We start from the raw sequence: 18,306 nt of genomic DNA, 5'->3' as shown, positions 1-18,306 counted from the left end.
TGGCGCGGGGCGGGCCGTGATGGTGGAGGCGTGGCGGGCAGGCCCGAGTGCGTGTCCACCGGGTGGGGCGATCGGCGGCGCGGCCGGCTGTCGGGCCGGGGATCGGCGGGCGTGGGTGGGCGCGGGCCGGTGTGGTGGCGGGGGCGTTTTCGGCGTCGGGGGCGATGTCAGTGGGTGGTCGTACGCTTGCGGGGTGTGGCGATGTACGGGTCCGCGGTGGGTTTCGGAGGGGGCGACAGGGGGAGAGCGGAGGTTTCGGCAGGGGCTCGGGTGGTACTGCGCCGAGCGGGGTGCGGAGCGGGTCAGTGCGCTGCCCGCGGGGAAGCGGCTGGCGTTCTCCGTGGCGGGGGAGCGGCGGTGCCTGGGGGTGCGGCGGGGCGGGCGGTGGCTCGTCTGCCCGTACGAGGCGGTGATCGGGGGCGCGGCGGCCCGGGATCAGTGTGAGGCGTGTGCCCGGCTGGACCGGTCGCGGTCGGTCGCGGCGGACACCATGGCCGATGATCCGCGCCCGTACGGCGTCTACCTCGCGTACTTCGGGCCCGGTCTGGTGAAGGTCGGGATCACCGCTGCCGAGCGCGGGGCGGCGCGGCTGGTGGAGCAGGGGGCGGTGGCGTACGCGTGGCTGGGGCGCGGGCCGCTGATGGCGGCGCGGCGGGCCGAGGCGGTGCTGGGGAGCGCCCTCGGGGTGCCGGACCGCTTCACCAAGGAGGCGAAGCGGGCGGCGCGTGGGGCGTTGCCGCCGGTGGCGGAGCGGCGCGCTGAGCTGGCCGGACTGCATGCGCGGGCCCGGGAGTTGAGCGGGTGGCCGGAGACGTTGGCGCCGGTGGACTTCGTGTTCGGCGACCACAGCGAGGTGTTCGGGTTGGCGCGGCTGCCGGCGGGCGCCGCCGAGCTGGGGGCGATGGCGACGGGGGCCGAGGTGGTGGGAGAGGTCCTGGCGGGGGCCGGGGCGGATGTGTATGTGCGGGTGCGGGTGGCCGAGGACGGGGAGGTCGGTGAGGTGGTCGCGGTGCTCGATGCCCGGTTGTTGTCCGGGTGGGTGCTCGGGGCCGCGCGCGGGGAGGTGACGACGGTTCCCGTGCGGGAGGCGCCGTACGGGGGGAGGCAGCGGCGCCGGGGCGGGGCCGGAGGAGTGGAGAGGGGAGGGGATGAGCAGGAGGGGTTGTTCTGAGGGGTGGTGACGTGGGGCGGGCGGTCCTGACGCGGGAGGCGGGCGGGGCGGCGTCTGTGGCGCTGAGGGAGTGGCCGTGGGCCGTGGGCCGTGGGCCGTTCCGGGGTGGGGTGGCACGGTCCGGTTCGGCTTGGTGGGTGGTTCGGTGGGCCGGGCTGCGGCGTGGTGGCTCGGTGCGTGGTGGTGCCGGGCGCGGGGTGGTGCCTCGGGATGGTGGGGGTGGCCGCGCTGGGTCAGAGGGTGGTGGGCGTTGCCGCTGCGGCTGTGGTGAGGGTGTGGAGGGCGGTGCGTAGTGCGGTCAGGGTTGCTTCGTCGGTGACGCGTTCGGTGGTGGGGTCCACCTTCGGGCCGATGGCGGGGATTTCGAGGCAGGCGGCCGTGATGACCTGGCCCGTCATCATGCGGAGCACTTCACGCAGCTGTGCGTTGACGTGATCGCCGCCGGTGGGGAACGGCGACGCGGTGATCACGGCGACCGGTTTTTCCACACATTCGCCGCTGCTGACCAGCCAGTCCAGCGCGTTCTTGAGTGCGCCCGGGATGCCGTGGGCGTACTCGGGACTGACGATGAGCAGCGCGTCGGCGGCGGCGACCGCGGCGCGGAGGGCGGCGACCGGCTCGGGCGGGGTGGCGCCCTCGCCGTCCAGATCGGGGTTGAAGTGCGGGAGCGCGGCGATGTCGCCGGTGGTGGCCGGGCCGTCGAAGAGGTCCAGGGCGGAGCGCAGCACGGCGCCGTTCGAGGAGCGGGCGCGCAGGCTGCCGGAGAGGGCGACGAGTCTCATGCGGTGACCGTACGGCCGGGCGCGGGGGTGGTGGGAGCCGGGGTGGTCGGCGGGCTCGGGTGGGGGCGGGGGCTGCGGCGGGGGCTGTGGTCGGTCGGTGTTGCTCGGGTGGGGAGGGGCGAGGGTGGTGCGGGCCCCTGGTCCTGTTCGACGTGCTTGCGGGGGCCTCGGCGGGACGGGGTGATGTGTCGGGCGTGGTGGTGTGGGCGGGGCGCGGTGAGGGGTCGGCTGGAGAGTTCGGTTGGGGTGCCCGGGTGCGGCGGGAGGGGTGCGCGAGACGCAGATGGGATGGAGTGTCAGATTGCCTTGTGCGATGGGTTGTTGCAGGTCAGGGCGATTGTCAGTGGTGGGTGGGAGAGTGGGGTGCAGTGATCGGGGTGGGCCGCGCGGGGGGCGGCCCAGCTCGGTCATGGCCAGGTTGTTCGGGGCGGGTTGAGGCCCGGCGAGCTGAGGAGAGAGGGAAGGAGGGGCCTTGGTCGGGCGGTGCCTGAGCGTGGTGCGCAGGTCGTGACGGGCCTGGGTCGGAGAGGGCCGACGGGCACCACGGGGGGCGAGGTCAGCTCGTACGGGGGGCGGGGTACGGGGGACGGGGGACGAGAGGCGGGGGCAGGCCGGGGGAAGGGCGGCGCGGGAACGGCGGACAGGGGCAAGACTGCGCCGGCCCGGGACCGCGCCCCTTGACTGCCAAAGGGGCCACGGGATGAGAGGGAGGAGGCGGAGAGGAAGAGGAGTGGTGGGGGCCGGGCTGTGACGGGCCTGAGCCGGAGTGGCGCGAGGAGGCCGGGCTGTGACGGGCCCGAGCCGGAGTGGCGCGAGGGTGCCGGGCGTCAGGGCGTAGGACCAGGCCGGAGAGGCGGGCGGGGGAGGGCCGGCGCCGGCCTTGGGGAGGGCTCCTGCGGGTGTCGGCGAAGAGCGCGGCGGTCCGCCAGGGGGAGGGCTGGGGAGGAAGCGCGGAGGGGGCAGAGGGATTCTCAGGGGATTCACAGGAAGGGGAAAGGGGGTTCTCACGGAGGAGGGGGAGGTTCGGGGTATGACCGTGACTTCATCGCCGTCCGCTGTTTCCGCGGGGCCCTCGGGCGCCCGGCCGTACCGGTCCGCCGTGGGGAGCGGCGGGGAGGCACGTGCGCCCGGTGGGCAGCCGGGGCTGCGGCGGGCGGACGGGGGCCCGGTGCGGGTGCTGGTGGTGGACGACGAGCCCTCGCTCGCGGATCTGCTGTCGCTCGCGCTCCGCTACGAGGGGTGGGACATCAGGGCCGAGGGCGACGGTGCCGGTGCGCTGCGCTCGGCCCGGAGCTGGCGGCCGGACGCGGTGCTGCTCGATGTGATGCTGCCGGACATGGACGGGCTGACGGTGCTGGCCCGGCTGCGCCGCGAACTGCCGGATGTCCCGGTGCTGTTCCTGACGGCCAAGGACTCCGTCGAGGACCGGATCGCCGGACTGACGGCGGGGGGCGACGACTACGTCACCAAGCCGTTCAGCCTGGAGGAGGTGGTGGCGCGGCTGCGGGGGCTGCTGCGCCGGGCGGGAGCCGCGGCGGCGAAGAGCGCCTCGGTGCTGACGGTCGGCGATCTGACGCTGGACGAGGACAGCCATGAGGTGACGCGCGGCGGGGACGACATCCGGCTGACGGCCACCGAGTTCGAACTGCTGCGGTATCTGATGCGTAATCCGCGGCGGGTGCTCAGCAAGACCCAGATCCTGGACCGGGTGTGGAGCTACGACTTCGGGGGGCAGGCCAACGTCGTCGAGCTGTACATCTCGTACCTGCGGCGGAAGATCGACGCCGGGCGGGAGCCGATGATCCACACCCGGCGCGGCGCGGGCTACCTGATCAAACCCGCCGGCTGACGCGGAAGCGGGCACGGAGCGGACGTGGCGGTGGCGCATCGGGGAGGCGGCGGGGGAGACGGCGGCGGGCCGGGTGCCCTGCCCGGGGCGTCTGCGCGTGCGCGGGCGGGGCGGCGGCGGGCCTGGTCGTTGCGGACGCGGTTGGTGGTGGCGGCCGTGGGGCTGATCGCGGTGGTGGGAGCGGTCATCGGGGTGGTCACGGCGGTGGCGTTGCACTCGTACCTGCAGGAGCAGTTGGACGGGCGGCTCCAGGAAGCGGTGGGGCGGGCGGCGCGGCCGCCGCGGGAGGTGGCGGCGCATGCCGGGAGCCTCGATTTCGTCGTCCTGGGCGGGCAGCACTGGGGGACCGTCGGGGCGCGGGTGGCGCCGGACGGGTCGGTGGGGGCCGGGGCGCGGAGCAACGGTTCGCTGAGCCGGGTGCCGTCGGAGCGGCTGGACGCGCTGTCCGCCGGGCAGGTGGCGGCGCTCGGGTCCGTGCCGCGGGACGGCCGGCCGCACACCGTCGCGCTGCCGGGGCTCGGTGACTACCGGGCGGCGTTCGCGCCGGACGGGTCGCTGGTGATGGGGCTGCCGTTGGGCGATGTGCAGGACACGGTGGGGACGCTGGTGGCGGTCGAGGCGTGTGTGACGGGCGCGGGGCTGCTCGCGGCCGGCATGGCGGGGGCGGCGATGGTCGGGTTCGCGTTGCGGCCACTGCGCCGGGTCGCGGCGACGGCCACGTCGGTCGCACAACTGCCGTTGCACCAGGGCGAGGTGGCGTTGCACGTGCGCGTACCGGAGAGCGAGTCGGACGGGCGGACGGAGGTCGGGCAGGTCGGCGCGGCGCTCAACCGCATGATCGGGCACGTCGGTTCGGCGCTGGCGGCGCGGCAGGAGAGCGAGATGCGGGTGCGGCGGTTCGTCGCGGACGCCAGCCATGAGCTGCGGACCCCGCTCGCCTCGATCCGCGGGTACGCCGAGCTGACCCGGCGCGGCGACGAGCGTCCCGGCCCGCGGACCCGGCACGCCCTCGGGCGGATCGAGTCGGAGGCGGAGCGGATGTCCGGGCTGGTGGAGGACTTGCTGCTGCTCGCCCGGCTCGACTCCGGGCGCCCGCTGGAGTGCGCGCCGCTGGACCTGTCACCGCTGGTCGTGGACGCGGTGAGCGACGCGCGGGCCGCCGGCCCCGGGCACCGGTGGCGGCTGGATCTGCCCGCCGAGCCCATGACGGTGCGGGGCGACGGGGCGCGGTTGCCGCAGGTGCTGGTGAACCTGCTGGCCAACGCCCGGGTGCACACGCCGGAGGGGACGACCGTCACGGCCCGGCTGCGGGCGGTGGACGGCGACGTCCGGCTGGAGGTCCACGACGACGGCCCCGGTATCGCGCCGGAGCTGCTGCCGCACGTCTTCGAACGGTTCGCCCGCGGCGACTCCTCCCGTTCCCGCACCGCCGGGAGTACGGGGCTGGGCCTGGCCCTGGTCCAGGCGGTGGTCCAGGCGCACGGCGGAACGGTGGAGGTGGAGAGCGCACGGGGGCGGACGGTGTTCGCGGTGGTGTTGCCGGGGGCGGCGGAGGGCCCGTGCCGGGCGCTGGACGCACAGCCCATCCACAGCGCCGGCACACCTTCCTGACAGCGGAGTTGGTGAGCGTCACCTTGTGACGCCAAGGGATACGACACCAAGGGACAGGACGCCCGGCGACAGGGCGCGGAGCGGTGCGAGCGGTACGCCGTGGGGCGGGCCGGGCGCCGGGACGGAGCGGTCCGGCCGCCCGGATCACCCGGCGCCGCCGCACGACGGGGGCACGGCGCGCAGCGCCGAAGGCGGCCCCGGCGGCGGAACGGACGCGGCGGCGACCGGCGGGGCGGACGTCGCGGGGCCCGGCCGGGCGAACGCTTCAGTGATCGGTGGGGCGCCCCCTGTGGCGGGGCCGTCCGCCCCGCCGCCCGTCTCCTCGGCAGGGATGCCCGCCCCCGCGACGGAGGTACCCGTCCCTCGGCGCCTCCCCGGTGCGGACGCGCCCGCCCCCGCCACGGAGGTCCCCACCACGGACGGGCCCGTGCCCACCACGGACGCACCGGCCTCCGCCTGGCCCGCCTGGGACGCCCTCCCCGCGCGGCATCATCTGCGTGCCGAGGGGGGCGGGGTGGTCCTCGACGTCGTCATCCCCGTCTACAACGAGGAGCGTGATCTCGGGCCGTGTGTGCGGCGGTTGCACGCGTATCTGGGGCGGACGTTTCCCTACGGGTTCCGGATCACCGTCGCGGACAACGCCAGTACCGATCGGACGCCGGAGGTCGCGGCCCGGCTCGATGACGCGTTTGACGAGGTCACGGCCGTACGGCTGGAGGAGAAGGGGCGGGGCAGGGCGCTGCGGCAGGTGTGGTCGATGTCGGGGGCGCCGGTGTTGGCGTACATGGATGTCGATCTGTCCACGGATCTCAACGCGCTGTTGCCGCTGGTCGCGCCGTTGATCTCGGGGCATTCGGATCTGGCGATCGGGTCGCGGCTGGCCGGGGGCGCGCGGGTGGTGCGCGGGCCGAAGCGGGAGTTCATCTCGCGGACGTACAACCTGATTCTGCGGGGGTCGCTGGCGGCGAGGTTCTCCGATGCGCAGTGCGGGTTCAAGGCGATCCGCGGGGATGTCGCGGCGCGGCTGTTGCCGCTGGTCGAGGACGTCGGCTGGTTCTTCGACACCGAGTTGCTGGTGCTGGCGGAGCGGGCCGGGTTGCGGATCCACGAGGTGCCGGTGGACTGGATCGACGATCCGGACAGCACCGTGCACCTAGTCCGGACGGCGACCGATGATCTCAAGGGCGTGTGGCGGGTGGGCCGGGCGCTGGCCACCGGGGCGTTGCCGCTGGACCGGCTGGCGCGGCCGTTCGGGGACGACCCCCGGGACCGGGCGCTGGCGGGCGTACCGGGCGGGCTGGCCAGGCAACTCGTCGGCTTCTGCGCGGTTGGCGCGCTCAGCACGCTCTGCTACCTCGGGCTGTACTCGCTGGCCCGGCTGGGCGTGGGGCCGCAACCGGCGAACGCCGTCGCGCTGCTGCTGTCGGCGTTCGCCAACACGGCGGCCAACCGGCGGCTGACGTTCGGCGTACGGGGCCGGGACCGGGCGGTCCGCCACCAGGCGCAGGGGCTCGCCGTGTTCGCCATCGGTCTGGCCCTGACCAGCGGTTCCCTGGCCGCGCTGGACGCCGCCTCCGGCCATCCCGGTCACGCCACCGAACTGGCCGTCCTGATCGTGGCGAACCTGGCCGCCACGGTGGTGCGCTTCCTGCTCTTCCGGGCGTGGGTCTTCCCCGAGCGGGAGCGCGGGCGGCGCCGGGCGGCGGGAGGTAGGGCCGCAGGTACGGCGGGAGGCGCGGTGCCGGACGCCCGCGGGCCGGCCGTGCCGGGTCCCGCCTCCGGCGTTCCGGACGCCCCGGGCCCGGCTCCGTCCGGTTCCGCCGCTCCCGGCGTCCGGAGTGCCCCGCCCCCGGGTGCCCCGGCCTCCGGCTTTCGGCCCGGCCGCGCCTCCGCGCCCCATGACCACACCCCGAACGGCATCTCTCGGAGCACCCGATGACCACTCGTCCCGATCCCCGTCCCCGGCCGCGGAGGGGCCCGGCGGCCCCGTCCCGGTACGGGCTCGTGCCCGGCCCGGCCCCTGGCGCTGTACCGGGGGCGACGGCGCCCGCCGCCGGGCCCGGTACGACGCCGTCCGGCCGGTCGGGCCTCCCCGCCCGCGTCCTGAGGGGCCGGCCCGGTGACCCCCGCTGGGCGCGTCCCGCATTCCTGGTGTTGTTGCTGGTCACAGCGGTGCTCTACCTGTGGGACCTGTCGGCCTCCGGGTATGCCAACCAGTTCTACTCGGCGGCGATGCAGGCGGGGAGCGAGAGCTGGAAGGCGTTCTTCTTCGGTTCGTCGGACGCGGCGAACTCCATCACCGTCGACAAGCCGCCGGCCGCGCTGTGGCCGATGGCGTTGTCGGTGCGGCTCTTCGGGCTCGGTGCCTGGCAGGTGCTGGTGCCGCAGGCGCTGATGGGCGTCGCGACGGTCGGGGTGCTGTACGCGGCGGTGCGGCGGCGGTTCGGGGCGGGCGCCGGGTTGCTGGCCGGTGCGGCGCTGGCGGTGACGCCGGTGGCCGCGCTGATGTTCCGCTTCAACAATCCGGACGCGCTGCTGTGCCTGCTGATGGTGGGTGCGCTCGCCTCCGTGCTGCGGGCCCTGGAGGCGGGGCGGACGCGGTGGCTGCTGCTGGCCGGGGCGTGTTTCGGGTTCGGATTCCTCACCAAGACGTTGCAGGCGTGGCTGATCCTGCCGGCGGCGGGGGTGGTGTACCTGTGCTGCGCGCCGGTGGGCCGGGCCCACCGGGTCGGGCAACTGCTGCTCGCCGGGGCGGTGACCGTGGTGACGGGCGGCTGGTGGGTGGTGCTCGTCGAACTGTGGCCCGCGGGGTCGCGCCCGTACATCGGTGGTTCGCAGCACAACAGCTTTCTGGAGCTGACCTTCGGCTACAACGGGTTCGGCCGGATCACCGGCGACGAGACCGGCAGCGTGGGCGGCTCCAAGGGCGGGCCCGGCGGCGGCTGGGGGGAAACCGGTCTGACCCGGCTGTTCTCCTCGGACATGGGCGGGCAGATCGCCTGGCTGCTGCCGGCCGCGCTGATTCTGCTGGTCACGGCGGTCTGGCTGCTGCGGCGACCCCGGCGGGCGGCCGACGCGCACGGGGCGGCGCAGCGGGCGGAGTTCCTGCTGTGGGGCGGAGCGTTGCTGCTGACGTTCGTGACGTTCAGCTTCATGTCCGGGATCTTCCACCAGTACTACAACATCGCGTTGGCGCCGTACGTGGCGGCGCTGACCGGTATGGGCACGGTGCTGCTGTGGCGCCACCCGGGTCGTGGCGGACGGGTGGTGCTCGCCGTGGTGGTCGCGGTGACGGCGGTCTGGTCGTACGTGCTGCTGGACCGCTCGCCGCAGTGGTTTCCGTGGCTGCGCTGGGCGGTGGTGGCCGTGGGGCTGATCGCCGCGCTCGGCCTGCTGGTGCCGGCGGGCGGGGGTGCGACGCGGCGCCGGGTGGCGCCGGTGGCGGCCGGACTCGGCGTCGCGGTGGCGCTGGCCGGTCCGGTCGCGTACACGCTGAACACGGTCGTCACCCCGCACCACGGCTCGATCATCACGGCGGGCCCGTCGGTACGGAGCGGCCATGGCTTCCCGGGCGGTGGCGGGATGCCGCCGGGCGCCGGGCCCGCCGGGAAGGGGGGCCCGGCCGGGAGGGCCGGCAAGGGCGGTTTCCCCGGGGCGAACGGCGGCGCCTGGGCAGGGCGTCCGCCGGGTACGGGCGCGGGCCGCGGCGGGGCCGGGTTCCCGGGCCGGGGCGGCTTCCCGGGGGCCGGTGGGCGCGGCGAGCGCGGTGGCGCGGGGGGCATGGGCGGGCTGCTCGACGGCGCGGAGGTCGGCGCGGCGGCGCGGGAGCTGGTGGCGAAGGACGCGGACCGTTACACCTGGGCCGCGGCGGGGGTCGGTTCCCAGAACGCCGCGAGCTACCAACTCGCCACCGGAAAACCCGTGATGGCGATCGGCGGCTTCAACGGCAGTGATCCGTCCCCGACCCTCGCCCGCTTCAAGGAGCTGGTGGCGGACGGCCGGATCCACTATTTCCTCGCGAGCGAGGGCGGTCCGGGCGGCGGCGCCTTCCCCGGCGGCGGCCCGGGGGAGAGCCCCGGCGGCGGTCGAGGAGGTTTCCGGGGCGGCGGCAGCCGGGGCACCGCCGCCGCGATCTCCTCCTGGGTGACGCAGACCTTCACCAAGGTCACCGCCGGTGGCGCCACCTTCTACGACCTGACGGCACCGAAGACGTGAGATGCCCTGCCGGGCAGCAGGGCAGCAGGGCAGCAGGGCAGGACGGTCCGACGGCCCGAAGAAACGAGGGGGTTCCACGTACCGAGGGGCGGTGCGACCGGCGAGCGGAAGGAGCGAAGCGACCTGGCAGTACTCAGGAAGGAGCTGATGACACCTGTGACACCTGATGCCACCCGGGAAATGGGAAGACCTGACGAGCCGACGAGGTGAAGGCTCGGCCCGTGGCCGCCACCGGGGCGATCCGAACGGCGGTCACGGGCCCCGCGGCCTCAAGTCGGGCGGCGCCCTTTTCCGCCGCGCCCTCCGAAAGCCCGCCATGCTGACGGCACTTCCGAACGCGCCCCGCAGGGTCGTCGTCCTTGACCGTGATCATGTCCGCGAACTCCCCGTGCAGAAAGCCTCCAAGGCAGCCACCACCGCGGAACTCACCCCGCAGTCCATCGGTTTCACGTGAAACACGGAAACCCCTGGCTCGGTTTCACGTGAAACCGAGCCAGGGGTTTCCGTGCGCCCGCCCCGACGCCCGATCCCCGCCCCACTACTCCCGCCCTTCGCCCGCCGCTCTCTCCCTCCGCCTCCACCCTCCACCCTCCGTCTGCCGAAAAGCGTTGTACACCGTAAAGCTCGCCCTCGTACGCTGTGCGACGCCGCCTCCGCCCCACGGCCACCCGGCCCTTCGACCCCTTCGGTATCTCGGCACTTCGGTATCCCGGCCCTTCGCCACCTCGGCCGCCCCGGCGTCCGGCGCGGTCAGTTCCGCTCCGTACCGGATGCCCGTACCGTCCCACCGGCGCCGGTGGGGCCGGGGCCGGGCCCCGGAACGCCGGGTGTCCGACCCGGCCGGAGCGTTCGGGAGGCCGTCACGGGCTCCCGGCGGCACGTCCCCTTCCGCTCGTCGCCCCTCCCGGGAGCCGCACATGCCCCCTGCCGTCCACGATGCCGCGCCCTCGTCCGCACCCGTCCCGCCCGCGGGGCCCGAACGGTCCGGTGCGCGGTGGCTGATCCTGGCGGTCATCTGTCTCGCGCAGCTGACCGTCGTCCTCGACAACACCGTGCTGAACGTCGCGATCCCCTCCCTCACCGAGGAGTTGGGCGCCAGCACCGCCGACGTCCAGTGGATGGTCAACGCGTACTCGCTCGTCCAGTCCGGACTGCTGCTCACCGCGGGGAACGCCGCCGACCGCTACGGGCGCCGGAAGATGCTGGCCGTCGGTCTGGCGCTGTTCGGCATCGCGTCGCTGGGCGCGACGCTGGCGGCCTCGCCGGGGATGCTGATCGCCGCCCGCGCGGGGATGGGCGTCGGCGGTGCGCTGCTGGTCACCACCACCCTCGCCGTCGTCATGCAGATCTTCGACGACACGGAGCGGCCCAAGGCCATCGGCATCTGGAGCTCCGTCAACTCCCTCGGGTTCGCCGCCGGTCCGCTCATCGGCGGGACGCTGCTGGACCACTTCTGGTGGGGCTCGCTCTTCCTGGTCAACCTGCCGGTGGCGCTGCTCGCGCTCTGCGCGGTCGTCACCCTCGTACCGGAGTCGAAGAGTCCGGGGACGGAGCGGCCCGATCCGCTCGGTGCGGTGCTGTCGATGACCGGCATGGTCGGGGTGGTCTTCGCGATCATCTCGGGGCCGGTCGACGGCTGGCTCTCCGGCAAGGTGCTGGTCTCCGCCGCCGTCGGATGCGCCGGTCTGGCGCTCTTCGCGCTGTGGGAGCTGCACACCCCGCATCCGATGCTGGACATGCGCTTCTTCCGCAACCGGCGCTTCATCGGCGCGGTCTCCGGCGGCATCCTCGTCGCGTTCGGCATGGGCGGTTCGATGTTCCTGCTCACCCAGCATCTGCAACTCGTCCTCGGCTACGGGCCGCTGGAGGCGGGGCTGCGGATGGCGCCGCTCGCCGTCACCGTCGTACTGATCAACTTCACCGGTCTCGGCGCGCGGCTGCTGCCCCGCCTCGGCACCCCCGGGATGATCGTCTCCGGGATGTCGCTGCTCGCCGCGGGGCTCGTCCTCGTCGCGACGCTCGGCGGCGGCGGTTACGGCGGGATGCTCGCCGGGCTGATTGTGATGGGCGCCGGTGTCGCGCTCGCCATGCCGGCCATGGCGGACGCGATCATGTCGGCGATCCCGCCGGAGCGGGCGGGCGTCGGCGCCGGTGTCAACGGCACGCTGATGGAGTTCGGCCAGGGGCTGGGCGTGGCGGTGCTGGGCGCGGTGCTCACCGCGCGGTTCCAGGCGCTGTTGCCGGTGGCCGCCGCCGGGGCCGGTTCGCTGGCCGCGGCGCTGGTGGCGGCGGGGACGGAAGCGGAGCGCACCGCCGTCCACGACGCGTTCGCCACCGGGATCGGCACCGGTCAACTCGCGGGCTCGGCCGCGGTGTTCCTCGGTGGGCTGCTCGCCGCCGTCCTGTTGCGGCGGGCGGAGCGGGCGACGGCGGCGGAGGGGGCGCCCGCCGCGGCGGAATAGCATCGAAAGCGGAGCACGTCCCGCTCGGCGGGAGGCGAAGCGCGAGGGGAGAGGCGTCATGGCGGCGGCAGGAGAGGGCGCCGGGCAGCGGCCGAAGAGCGTCTGGCTGGCCGGGCGCGGGCCGCTGAAACGGAAGGCGGACCAGCCGGACGGACTCGACCTCGACAAGATCGTCGGGGCGACCGTCCGGCTGCTGGACGCCGACGGTCTGGCGAAGTTCTCGATGCGCCGCCTCGCCGCCGAGCTGGGCGTCACCGCGATGTCCGTCTACTGGTACGTCGACACCAAGGACGATCTGCTGGAGCTGGCGATGGACGCGGTCGCGGGCGAGATGCGGCTGCCCGACGAGGACGGCGGTGACTGGCGCGCTCAGCTGCGGGTGCTCGCCACCGCCTACCGCGACATGCTGCTGCGCCATCCGTGGGTGGCCCGGCTGCTCGGCGAGTACCTCAACATCGGCCCCCGCGCGCTGGCGTTCTCCAACGCCACGCTGCGGGTGATGGCCCGCAGCGGTCTGGAGCCGGAACGGGCCTCCGGCGCCCTCGCCACGGTCTTCCACTTCGTCTACGGCTTCGCGACGATCCGCGCCCTGCACGAGGCCCGCTGCCGGGCCGCCGGGATCTCCCTCGACGCCTACTTCGCGCAGGTCACCGCCGCGATGGCGGACCGCCCCGAGTACGCGGAGACCCGCGAGCTGTCCGCCCGCGCCGGCTACGCCCGCCAGGGCCGCGGCATCGTCGAGATGCTGGACCGCGAGTTCACCCTCGCCCTCGACCTCCAGATCGCGGGCATCGAAACGCTGCGGGAACGGGGCGCGGGGGCCTGACCCGTAGGGGCCGCCCCGCGGTGGCGGACCCCGTACGGGTCCGGCCGCGGGCCCCGCTCCCGCAGGGACGAACCCGTACGGCCGAGCCGTGGCCCGCGCCCGCCCCCGTACGGGATGCTCCGCAGGCCACCGGCGGTCCCAAGGGCCCCACACGGACCCGCCCCCCCGCACAGAAGAAACCGGCCCGGACCCGAGCACCCCCCAAGGTGCCCGGGTCCGGGCCGGTCCCGTCCGCCGTTCGTCCCGCCGCGTGTGGGCCGCCGGGCCGTCGCGTGGCGTGCGTCCGGCTCCCGCGCGCAGGCCGCTCATCTCCTCGCGCGGGCCGGTGCCGGTCAGCCGGCCGTCGGCAGGGAGTCGCCCTGGACGGCCTGGATGTCGAGCTGGACCCGCAGGGTCGTGCCGATCGCGGCGATACCGGCGGCGACGACCTGGTTGTAGTTCATCTTGAAGTCCTCGCGGCGCAGCTCGGCGGTGGCGCTGAACGCCGCCCGGACGCCGCCCCACGGGTCGGGGCCGGTGCCGAGGTAGCTCAGGCTGAGGTCGACCGGGCGGACGACGCCGTGCAGCGACAGGTCGCCGTGGACCGTCCAGCGGTCAGGTCCGGCCGGCTCCAGGCCGGTGCTGCGGTAGGTGATCTCCGGGTACTGAGCGATGTTCAGGAAGTCGTCGGACCGCAGGTGGCCGTCGCGCATACCGTTGCCGGTGTCGATCGACGACGCCACGATGACCGCCTCGACCGCGGATTCGTCCAGGTTCTCGGCGATCTCGATACGGCCGCTGAACTCGGTGAACCGGCCGTGCACGCTGGTGATGCCCAGGTGCTGCGCGGTCGCCGCGACCGTCGAGTGCATCGGGTCGATCGTCCAGGTGCCGGGCGGCGGCAGCTCCGCGCCGCCCTGCCGCGCCAGCGTCACGGTCCCGACGTCCATCCGGCCGCTCGCCGTCACGATGGCGCTGGAGGCGACCGGCGCGTAGCCGACGGCCGTCACGATCACCGTGTACGGACCGGGCCGCAGCGGTTCGGTGCTGCGGATGGCGCCGTCCTCGTCGGCCGTCGCGCGCAGCATCTGCGCGCCCGTCATGTCGGTGACGGTCAGTACGGCGTGCTGGACCGCCCAGCCGTCCCGTGTGCGGACCTGTGCCCGTACGCCCGCAGGTCCCGCGCCCGTCGAAGTCATTCCCACTCCCGTTTCTTGCCTGGTACGTATCGGGCTCCGGCAGCGGCCTGCAGGCCGTCCCCTGCCTGTGCGCAGCACCGCTGCCGGAGCCCTGGGGTCCGGGCCGGGGCGCGTCTCCGCTCGAAATGCGCGCCCCGGTCCGGGGTTCATCGTCCCCCGGGCACCCGCCCGGGGTCCGGGTCAGTCGCCGGGGTGGGCGAGTTCGACGTCGTAGCCGTCGACCCCGCGGGCGTCGACCACCAGGCCGTTGGCGACCGGCGGGTAGCCGCTCGCGATGACCGTGTAGTCGCCGGCGTCCAGGTCGGTGAAGGCGTACGCGCCGTCCTCACCGGTGGTGGAGGTCGCCACGACGTTGCCCGCCGCGTCGACGAGGGTGACGCGGGCGTCGGCCAGCGGCCGCCGCGCGGCACCGGCCCGCACGACGCCCTGCACCTTCGCGCCGGACAGCAGCTCGACCTCGATGCGGGTGGTGCCCTGACCGCCGACCTCGACCGGCACGGCCGTGGGGCGGAACTCCGCCGCGTTCACCGCGACGGTGAAGGTGCCCGCCGCCAGTTCGTCGAAGGAGAAGTACCCCTCCGGGGAGGTGGCGCCGGTGGCCAGCACCTCACCGCGGACATCGGTGACGACGACCATCGCGCCGCCCACCGGCTGCCCGGTGACCGCGCTGCGCACCTGGCCGCCGAGGCCGCTGGTGCCGCTGAGGAGGATGTCGTAGCCGAGCGGCTGGTCGCCGACGACGACCGTCGACGCCTGCGGCTGGTGTCCGTCCGCCGCCGCGATCAGCACGTACGAACCGGCGCCGGGGGCGTTCAGCGCGTACGAGCCGTTCGCCTGGGCGACGGCGCGGCCGAGCTGACGGCCGCTGAGGGAGATCAGCGTGACCGCGGAGCGCGGCACGGGGTGGCCCTCGGGGTTGCGGATGAAGCCGGTGATGGACGGCCCGGCCGGGACGTCACCGCCGCCGGCCGACGCGTACGCCGCCAGGGGCTGGGTGGCCGTCGCCGCGGCGGGCTGCGCCCACGCGGGGGTGTGCTCGTCGGAGGGTGCGGGGGCGCCCACCAGGGCGGGCTCCCGCTCCTCGGCAGCGGCCGCGGCCGCGGGGGCCGGGGTGGCCGAGGGGGCCACGGCCGGGGTGGCCGCCGTCTCCTCGCCGTCCGCGTTCTGGGCCAGTCCGCCGCGAGTCTTCAACGGGACCTCCTTGATGAACAGGGTGAACAGGAAAGCGAGCAGGGCGCACGGAGCCGCGATCAGGAAGATGTCGGCGACGCCGTGACCGTAGGCGCTCTCCATGACGGTACGGAGCGGTGCCGGGAGGGCGTCAAGGTCCGGGATGCCCCCGCCGCCGCCCGCCTGGGCCGCCGCCTTGGCCGCCTTCGGGCCCAGCTCGGCCAGGCCGTCCTTCACGTAGTCGGTGACCCGGGTGGCCATGACCGCGCCGAGCGCCGAGACGCCGACCGCACCGCCGAGGGAGCGGAAGAAGGTGACGACGGACGAGGCGGAGCCGAGGTCCTGCGGGGCGACCTGGTTCTGCGTGCAGAGCACCAGGTTCTGCATCATCATGCCGATGCCCAGGCCCATCAGGGCCATGAAGATCGCGACCTGCCAGTAGGCGGTGTCGTAGCGGATGGTGCCCAGCAGGCCGAGGCCCGCGGTGACCAGGACGCCGCCGGAGACCAGCCACGCCTTCCACTTGCCGGTCTTGGTGATGACCTGGCCCGAGACGGTCGAGGAGATGAACAGACCGCCGATCATCGGGATCGTCATCACACCGGACATCGTCGGCGACTTGCCGCGCGCCAGCTGGAAGTACTGGCTGAAGAAGACGGTGCCGGAGAACATCGCGATACCGACGAACAGCGAGGCCAGCGAGGCGAGGGTGATCGTCTTGTTGCGGAACAGCCGCAGCGGGATGATCGGTTCCTTCGCCTTGGACTCGACGAAGATGAAGATCGCGCCGAGGACGACGGCGCCGCCCACCATCGCGGCGGTCTGCCACGACATCCAGTCGTACTTGTCACCGGCCAGCGTCACCCACACCAGCAGCAGCGAGACCGCCGCGCTGATGAAGAAGGCGCCCGCCCAGTCGACCTTGACGCCCTCGCGCTTGACGACGGGGAGCTTCAGGGTCTTCTGCAGCACGATCAGCGCGATCACCGCGAAGGGCACGCCGACGTAGAAGCACCAGCGCCAGCCCATCCAGCTGGTGTCGGTGATGACGCCACCGAGCAGCGGGCCGCCGACGGTGGCGACGGCGAAGGTGGCACCGAGGTAACCGCTGTACCGCCCGCGCTCCCGCGGGGAGATCATCGCGGCCATGACGATCTGCGCCAGGGCGGAGAGACCGCCGACGCCGATGCCCTGCACCACACGGCAGGCGATGAGCATCCCGGCGTTCTGCGACAGACCGGCGACGACCGAGCCCGCGACGTAGATGACCAGCGCTATCTGGACCAGCAGCTTCTTGCTGAACAGGTCGGAGAGCTTGCCCCACAGCGGGGTGGTCGCGGTCATCGCCAGCAGCGACGCCGTGACGACCCAGGTGTAGGCGGACTGGCCGCCGTCGAGATCGTGGATGATCTCGGGGAGCGCGTTCGACACGATGGTCGACGACAGGATGGCGACGAACATGCCGAGCAGCAGCCCGGAGAGCGCCTCCATGATCTGACGGTGCGTCATGGGCGGCTGTCCGGAGGCGGGTGCGCCTCCGTGCTTGGCGTGGCCGCCCCGCACACCGGCTGGTGTGGTCGTAGCCATGTAGTTCCTTTTCATCCTGCGGGTGTACGGGTGGGGGAGTCGTGATGTGCCCGGGTACGGCAGTCGCCGAAGCTCGTGCGCAGTCGCGTGAGCAGTTCGACGAGGTGGCCGACGTCGCTGTCGGACCAGTCGTCCAGGTACCGGGCGAGTGTGTGGGTGTAGCGCTCGGACAGCTCCCGGAGGAGGTCCTTGCCGCTCGGGGTCAGGCGCAACAGACGCGACCGCTTGTCCGCCGGGTCGGGCTTGCGCTCGATCCAGCCGCGCTCCGCGACGTGGGCGACGTGCCGGCTGGTCACCGACATGTCGATCGCGAGCAGCTCGGCCAGTTGGCTCATCCGCATCTCGCCGTGGCGGTCGAGGAGGGTGAGCACGCCTGCCGAGGCGGGCGGGCAGTCCTGGGGCAGGATCCGCCCCATTTCGCGCTTGACGGCTCCGATGGCGCTGAGCTGCCGGGCCAGTTCCTCGTACTGACTCTGGGCGGCCATGGGCTCCTCCACGCGGTTTTGTTGCTTGAGGCAACCATAGGGTCGGTTGGTTGCTGAAGGCAAACGAATAGGTGGGGCCTACGGTAAAGGGGAAGAAAAGGCGATCTCTGCCCGGGGTCAAGGAAGTTGATGATCGCCAGGAAGTCGCAGGTCAGACCCGCCCGTACGGGATGATCGGCGCCCGGCCGACTGTGTCCAGCGTCACTCCGGCCGCGTTCCGGCGCCCGCGCGAGGGCGCTCCGGGGCGCCGCCGCCACCCACCGCCGCCGCGCACGGCCCTTCACCCCGCCCGTTCCACCCCGTACTGCACCCCGATGTGCCGCCCACCCTCCCTTCGCCCTCTTGATCCCTTCCTCCGGCTTTCCTTCCTCTACGTACCGGGAGGGCGGGCCGTCACGGCGGGCCGGGGCGGCGGGGCGGGGTGCGCGCGGTGCGGGCCGGTTGTCTCCGCAGGCCGTTCCGGCGCCGCTTCCCGCGCGGTCCAGGGGTGCTGTGCGGGGCGCGGTTCGCTAGGGTCCTTGCCCATGGCGACCAACCCGCAGAACCAGGCCGAGGGCAACTACGACCCGGCGGGCAGCACGCAGATGTTCCGTGCCTTCGTCGACGAGGGCGGCACCCCGCAGTCCGGCGGCCGCCGCGCCCCGGCCTCCGCCCAGTCGTCGGGCCCCCGCGTCGGCCTGATCGTCGGCGTCGTCCTCGCCGTGGTCGTCGTCGCGGCGGCGCTCTGGCTCGCCTTCGGCTGAGCCCACCCGACACCCCGACCCTCCGTACGTGACGGGGCCCGGAACGCTTCCGGGCCCCGTTTTCGCTGCTCCGGCGACGGGTGCGGGGGCGGGTGCGGGGGCGGGGCGGATCCGGGACGGGTGGGGGCCGGGGCGGACCGGGGCGAACCGGAGCCGGGGCCGGGGCGGGCCCGGCCCTGGCGCGAAGCCGGGCGCGAAGCCGGGCGCGAAGCCGGGCGCGAAGCCGG

The 18,306-nt window shown here is 74.1% G+C and carries 13 protein-coding genes; 9 read left to right on the top strand and 4 right to left on the bottom strand.

Annotation, left to right across the window (positions count from 1 at the left end; translation table 11 throughout):
• Window positions 1-193: 193 nt before the first annotated feature.
• Window positions 194-1,171, top strand: coding sequence for a DUF2797 domain-containing protein (locus tag ACZ4M8_RS18545; RefSeq protein WP_467608547.1), 978 nt, complete (start codon window positions 194-196; stop codon window positions 1,169-1,171).
• Between the two features lie 233 nt (window positions 1,172-1,404).
• Here ACZ4M8_RS18545 and ACZ4M8_RS18540 read toward each other — a convergent pair whose 3' ends face one another.
• Window positions 1,405-1,953 (bottom strand): NADPH-dependent FMN reductase, encoded by a 549-nt coding sequence (locus ACZ4M8_RS18540; protein WP_467608545.1) that lies wholly within the window; start codon window positions 1,951-1,953, stop codon window positions 1,405-1,407.
• 1,030 nt (window positions 1,954-2,983) lie between these two features.
• Here ACZ4M8_RS18540 and ACZ4M8_RS18535 point away from each other — a divergent pair.
• From ACZ4M8_RS18535 to ACZ4M8_RS18505, 7 genes are all read left to right on the top strand, one after another.
• Entirely contained in the window at window positions 2,984-3,802 is an 819-nt protein-coding gene (locus ACZ4M8_RS18535) for a response regulator transcription factor (RefSeq protein ID WP_467608543.1), read from the top strand.
• Window positions 3,803-3,949: 147 nt separating this feature from the next.
• Entirely contained in the window at window positions 3,950-5,413 is a 1,464-nt protein-coding gene (locus tag ACZ4M8_RS18530; protein ID WP_467609150.1) for an ATP-binding protein, read from the top strand.
• Between the two features lie 427 nt (window positions 5,414-5,840).
• Window positions 5,841-7,352, top strand: a complete 1,512-nt coding sequence (locus tag ACZ4M8_RS18525; protein ID WP_467608541.1) for a bifunctional glycosyltransferase family 2/GtrA family protein — start codon at window positions 5,841-5,843, stop codon at window positions 7,350-7,352.
• The gene (locus tag ACZ4M8_RS18520; protein WP_467608539.1) at window positions 7,349-9,628 is read left to right on the top strand and encodes an ArnT family glycosyltransferase; all 2,280 of its coding nucleotides are present in this window, start codon (window positions 7,349-7,351) and stop codon (window positions 9,626-9,628) included. The genes ACZ4M8_RS18525 and ACZ4M8_RS18520 overlap by 4 nt, the downstream gene beginning before the upstream one ends.
• 316 nt (window positions 9,629-9,944) lie before the next feature.
• Window positions 9,945-10,082, top strand: coding sequence for a hypothetical protein (locus ACZ4M8_RS18515; RefSeq protein WP_467608538.1), 138 nt, complete (start codon window positions 9,945-9,947; stop codon window positions 10,080-10,082).
• Between the two features lie 463 nt (window positions 10,083-10,545).
• Window positions 10,546-12,090, top strand: a complete 1,545-nt coding sequence (locus ACZ4M8_RS18510) for an MFS transporter (RefSeq protein ID WP_467608535.1) — start codon at window positions 10,546-10,548, stop codon at window positions 12,088-12,090.
• Between the two features lie 58 nt (window positions 12,091-12,148).
• Complete coding sequence (locus ACZ4M8_RS18505; protein WP_467608534.1) at window positions 12,149-12,916, top strand: TetR/AcrR family transcriptional regulator; 768 nt, start codon at window positions 12,149-12,151, stop codon at window positions 12,914-12,916.
• Window positions 12,917-13,248: 332 nt separating this feature from the next.
• On the opposite strand, the gene ACZ4M8_RS18500 is transcribed toward ACZ4M8_RS18505, so the two are convergent.
• The 3 genes from ACZ4M8_RS18500 to ACZ4M8_RS18490 all read right to left on the bottom strand — a co-directional run bounded on the left by ACZ4M8_RS18500 (window position 13,249) and on the right by ACZ4M8_RS18490 (window position 17,336).
• Window positions 13,249-14,094 carry a YceI family protein gene (locus ACZ4M8_RS18500; protein ID WP_467608532.1) on the bottom strand — a complete coding sequence of 282 codons (846 nt, stop codon included), beginning with the start codon at window positions 14,092-14,094 and terminating at the stop codon, window positions 13,249-13,251.
• 180 nt (window positions 14,095-14,274) lie between these two features.
• Entirely contained in the window at window positions 14,275-16,773 is a 2,499-nt protein-coding gene (locus ACZ4M8_RS18495; RefSeq protein WP_467609148.1) for an MFS transporter, read from the bottom strand.
• Window positions 16,774-16,862: 89 nt separating this feature from the next.
• The gene (locus ACZ4M8_RS18490; protein WP_467608531.1) at window positions 16,863-17,336 is read right to left on the bottom strand and encodes a MarR family winged helix-turn-helix transcriptional regulator; all 474 of its coding nucleotides are present in this window, start codon (window positions 17,334-17,336) and stop codon (window positions 16,863-16,865) included.
• A 524-nt stretch (window positions 17,337-17,860) separates the two neighbouring features.
• Between ACZ4M8_RS18490 and ACZ4M8_RS18485 the strand changes: the two genes are divergently transcribed.
• On the top strand, window positions 17,861-18,079 hold the full coding sequence (locus ACZ4M8_RS18485; protein ID WP_467608530.1) for a hypothetical protein: 219 nt from the start codon (window positions 17,861-17,863) through the stop codon (window positions 18,077-18,079).
• Window positions 18,080-18,306 lie beyond the last annotated feature (227 nt).

It is taken from the genome of Streptomyces sp. NPDC027185 (genome assembly GCF_055567035.1).
The sequence above is the reverse complement of the archived record's forward strand: the minus strand, read 5'-3'. Positions and strand labels throughout refer to the sequence as shown.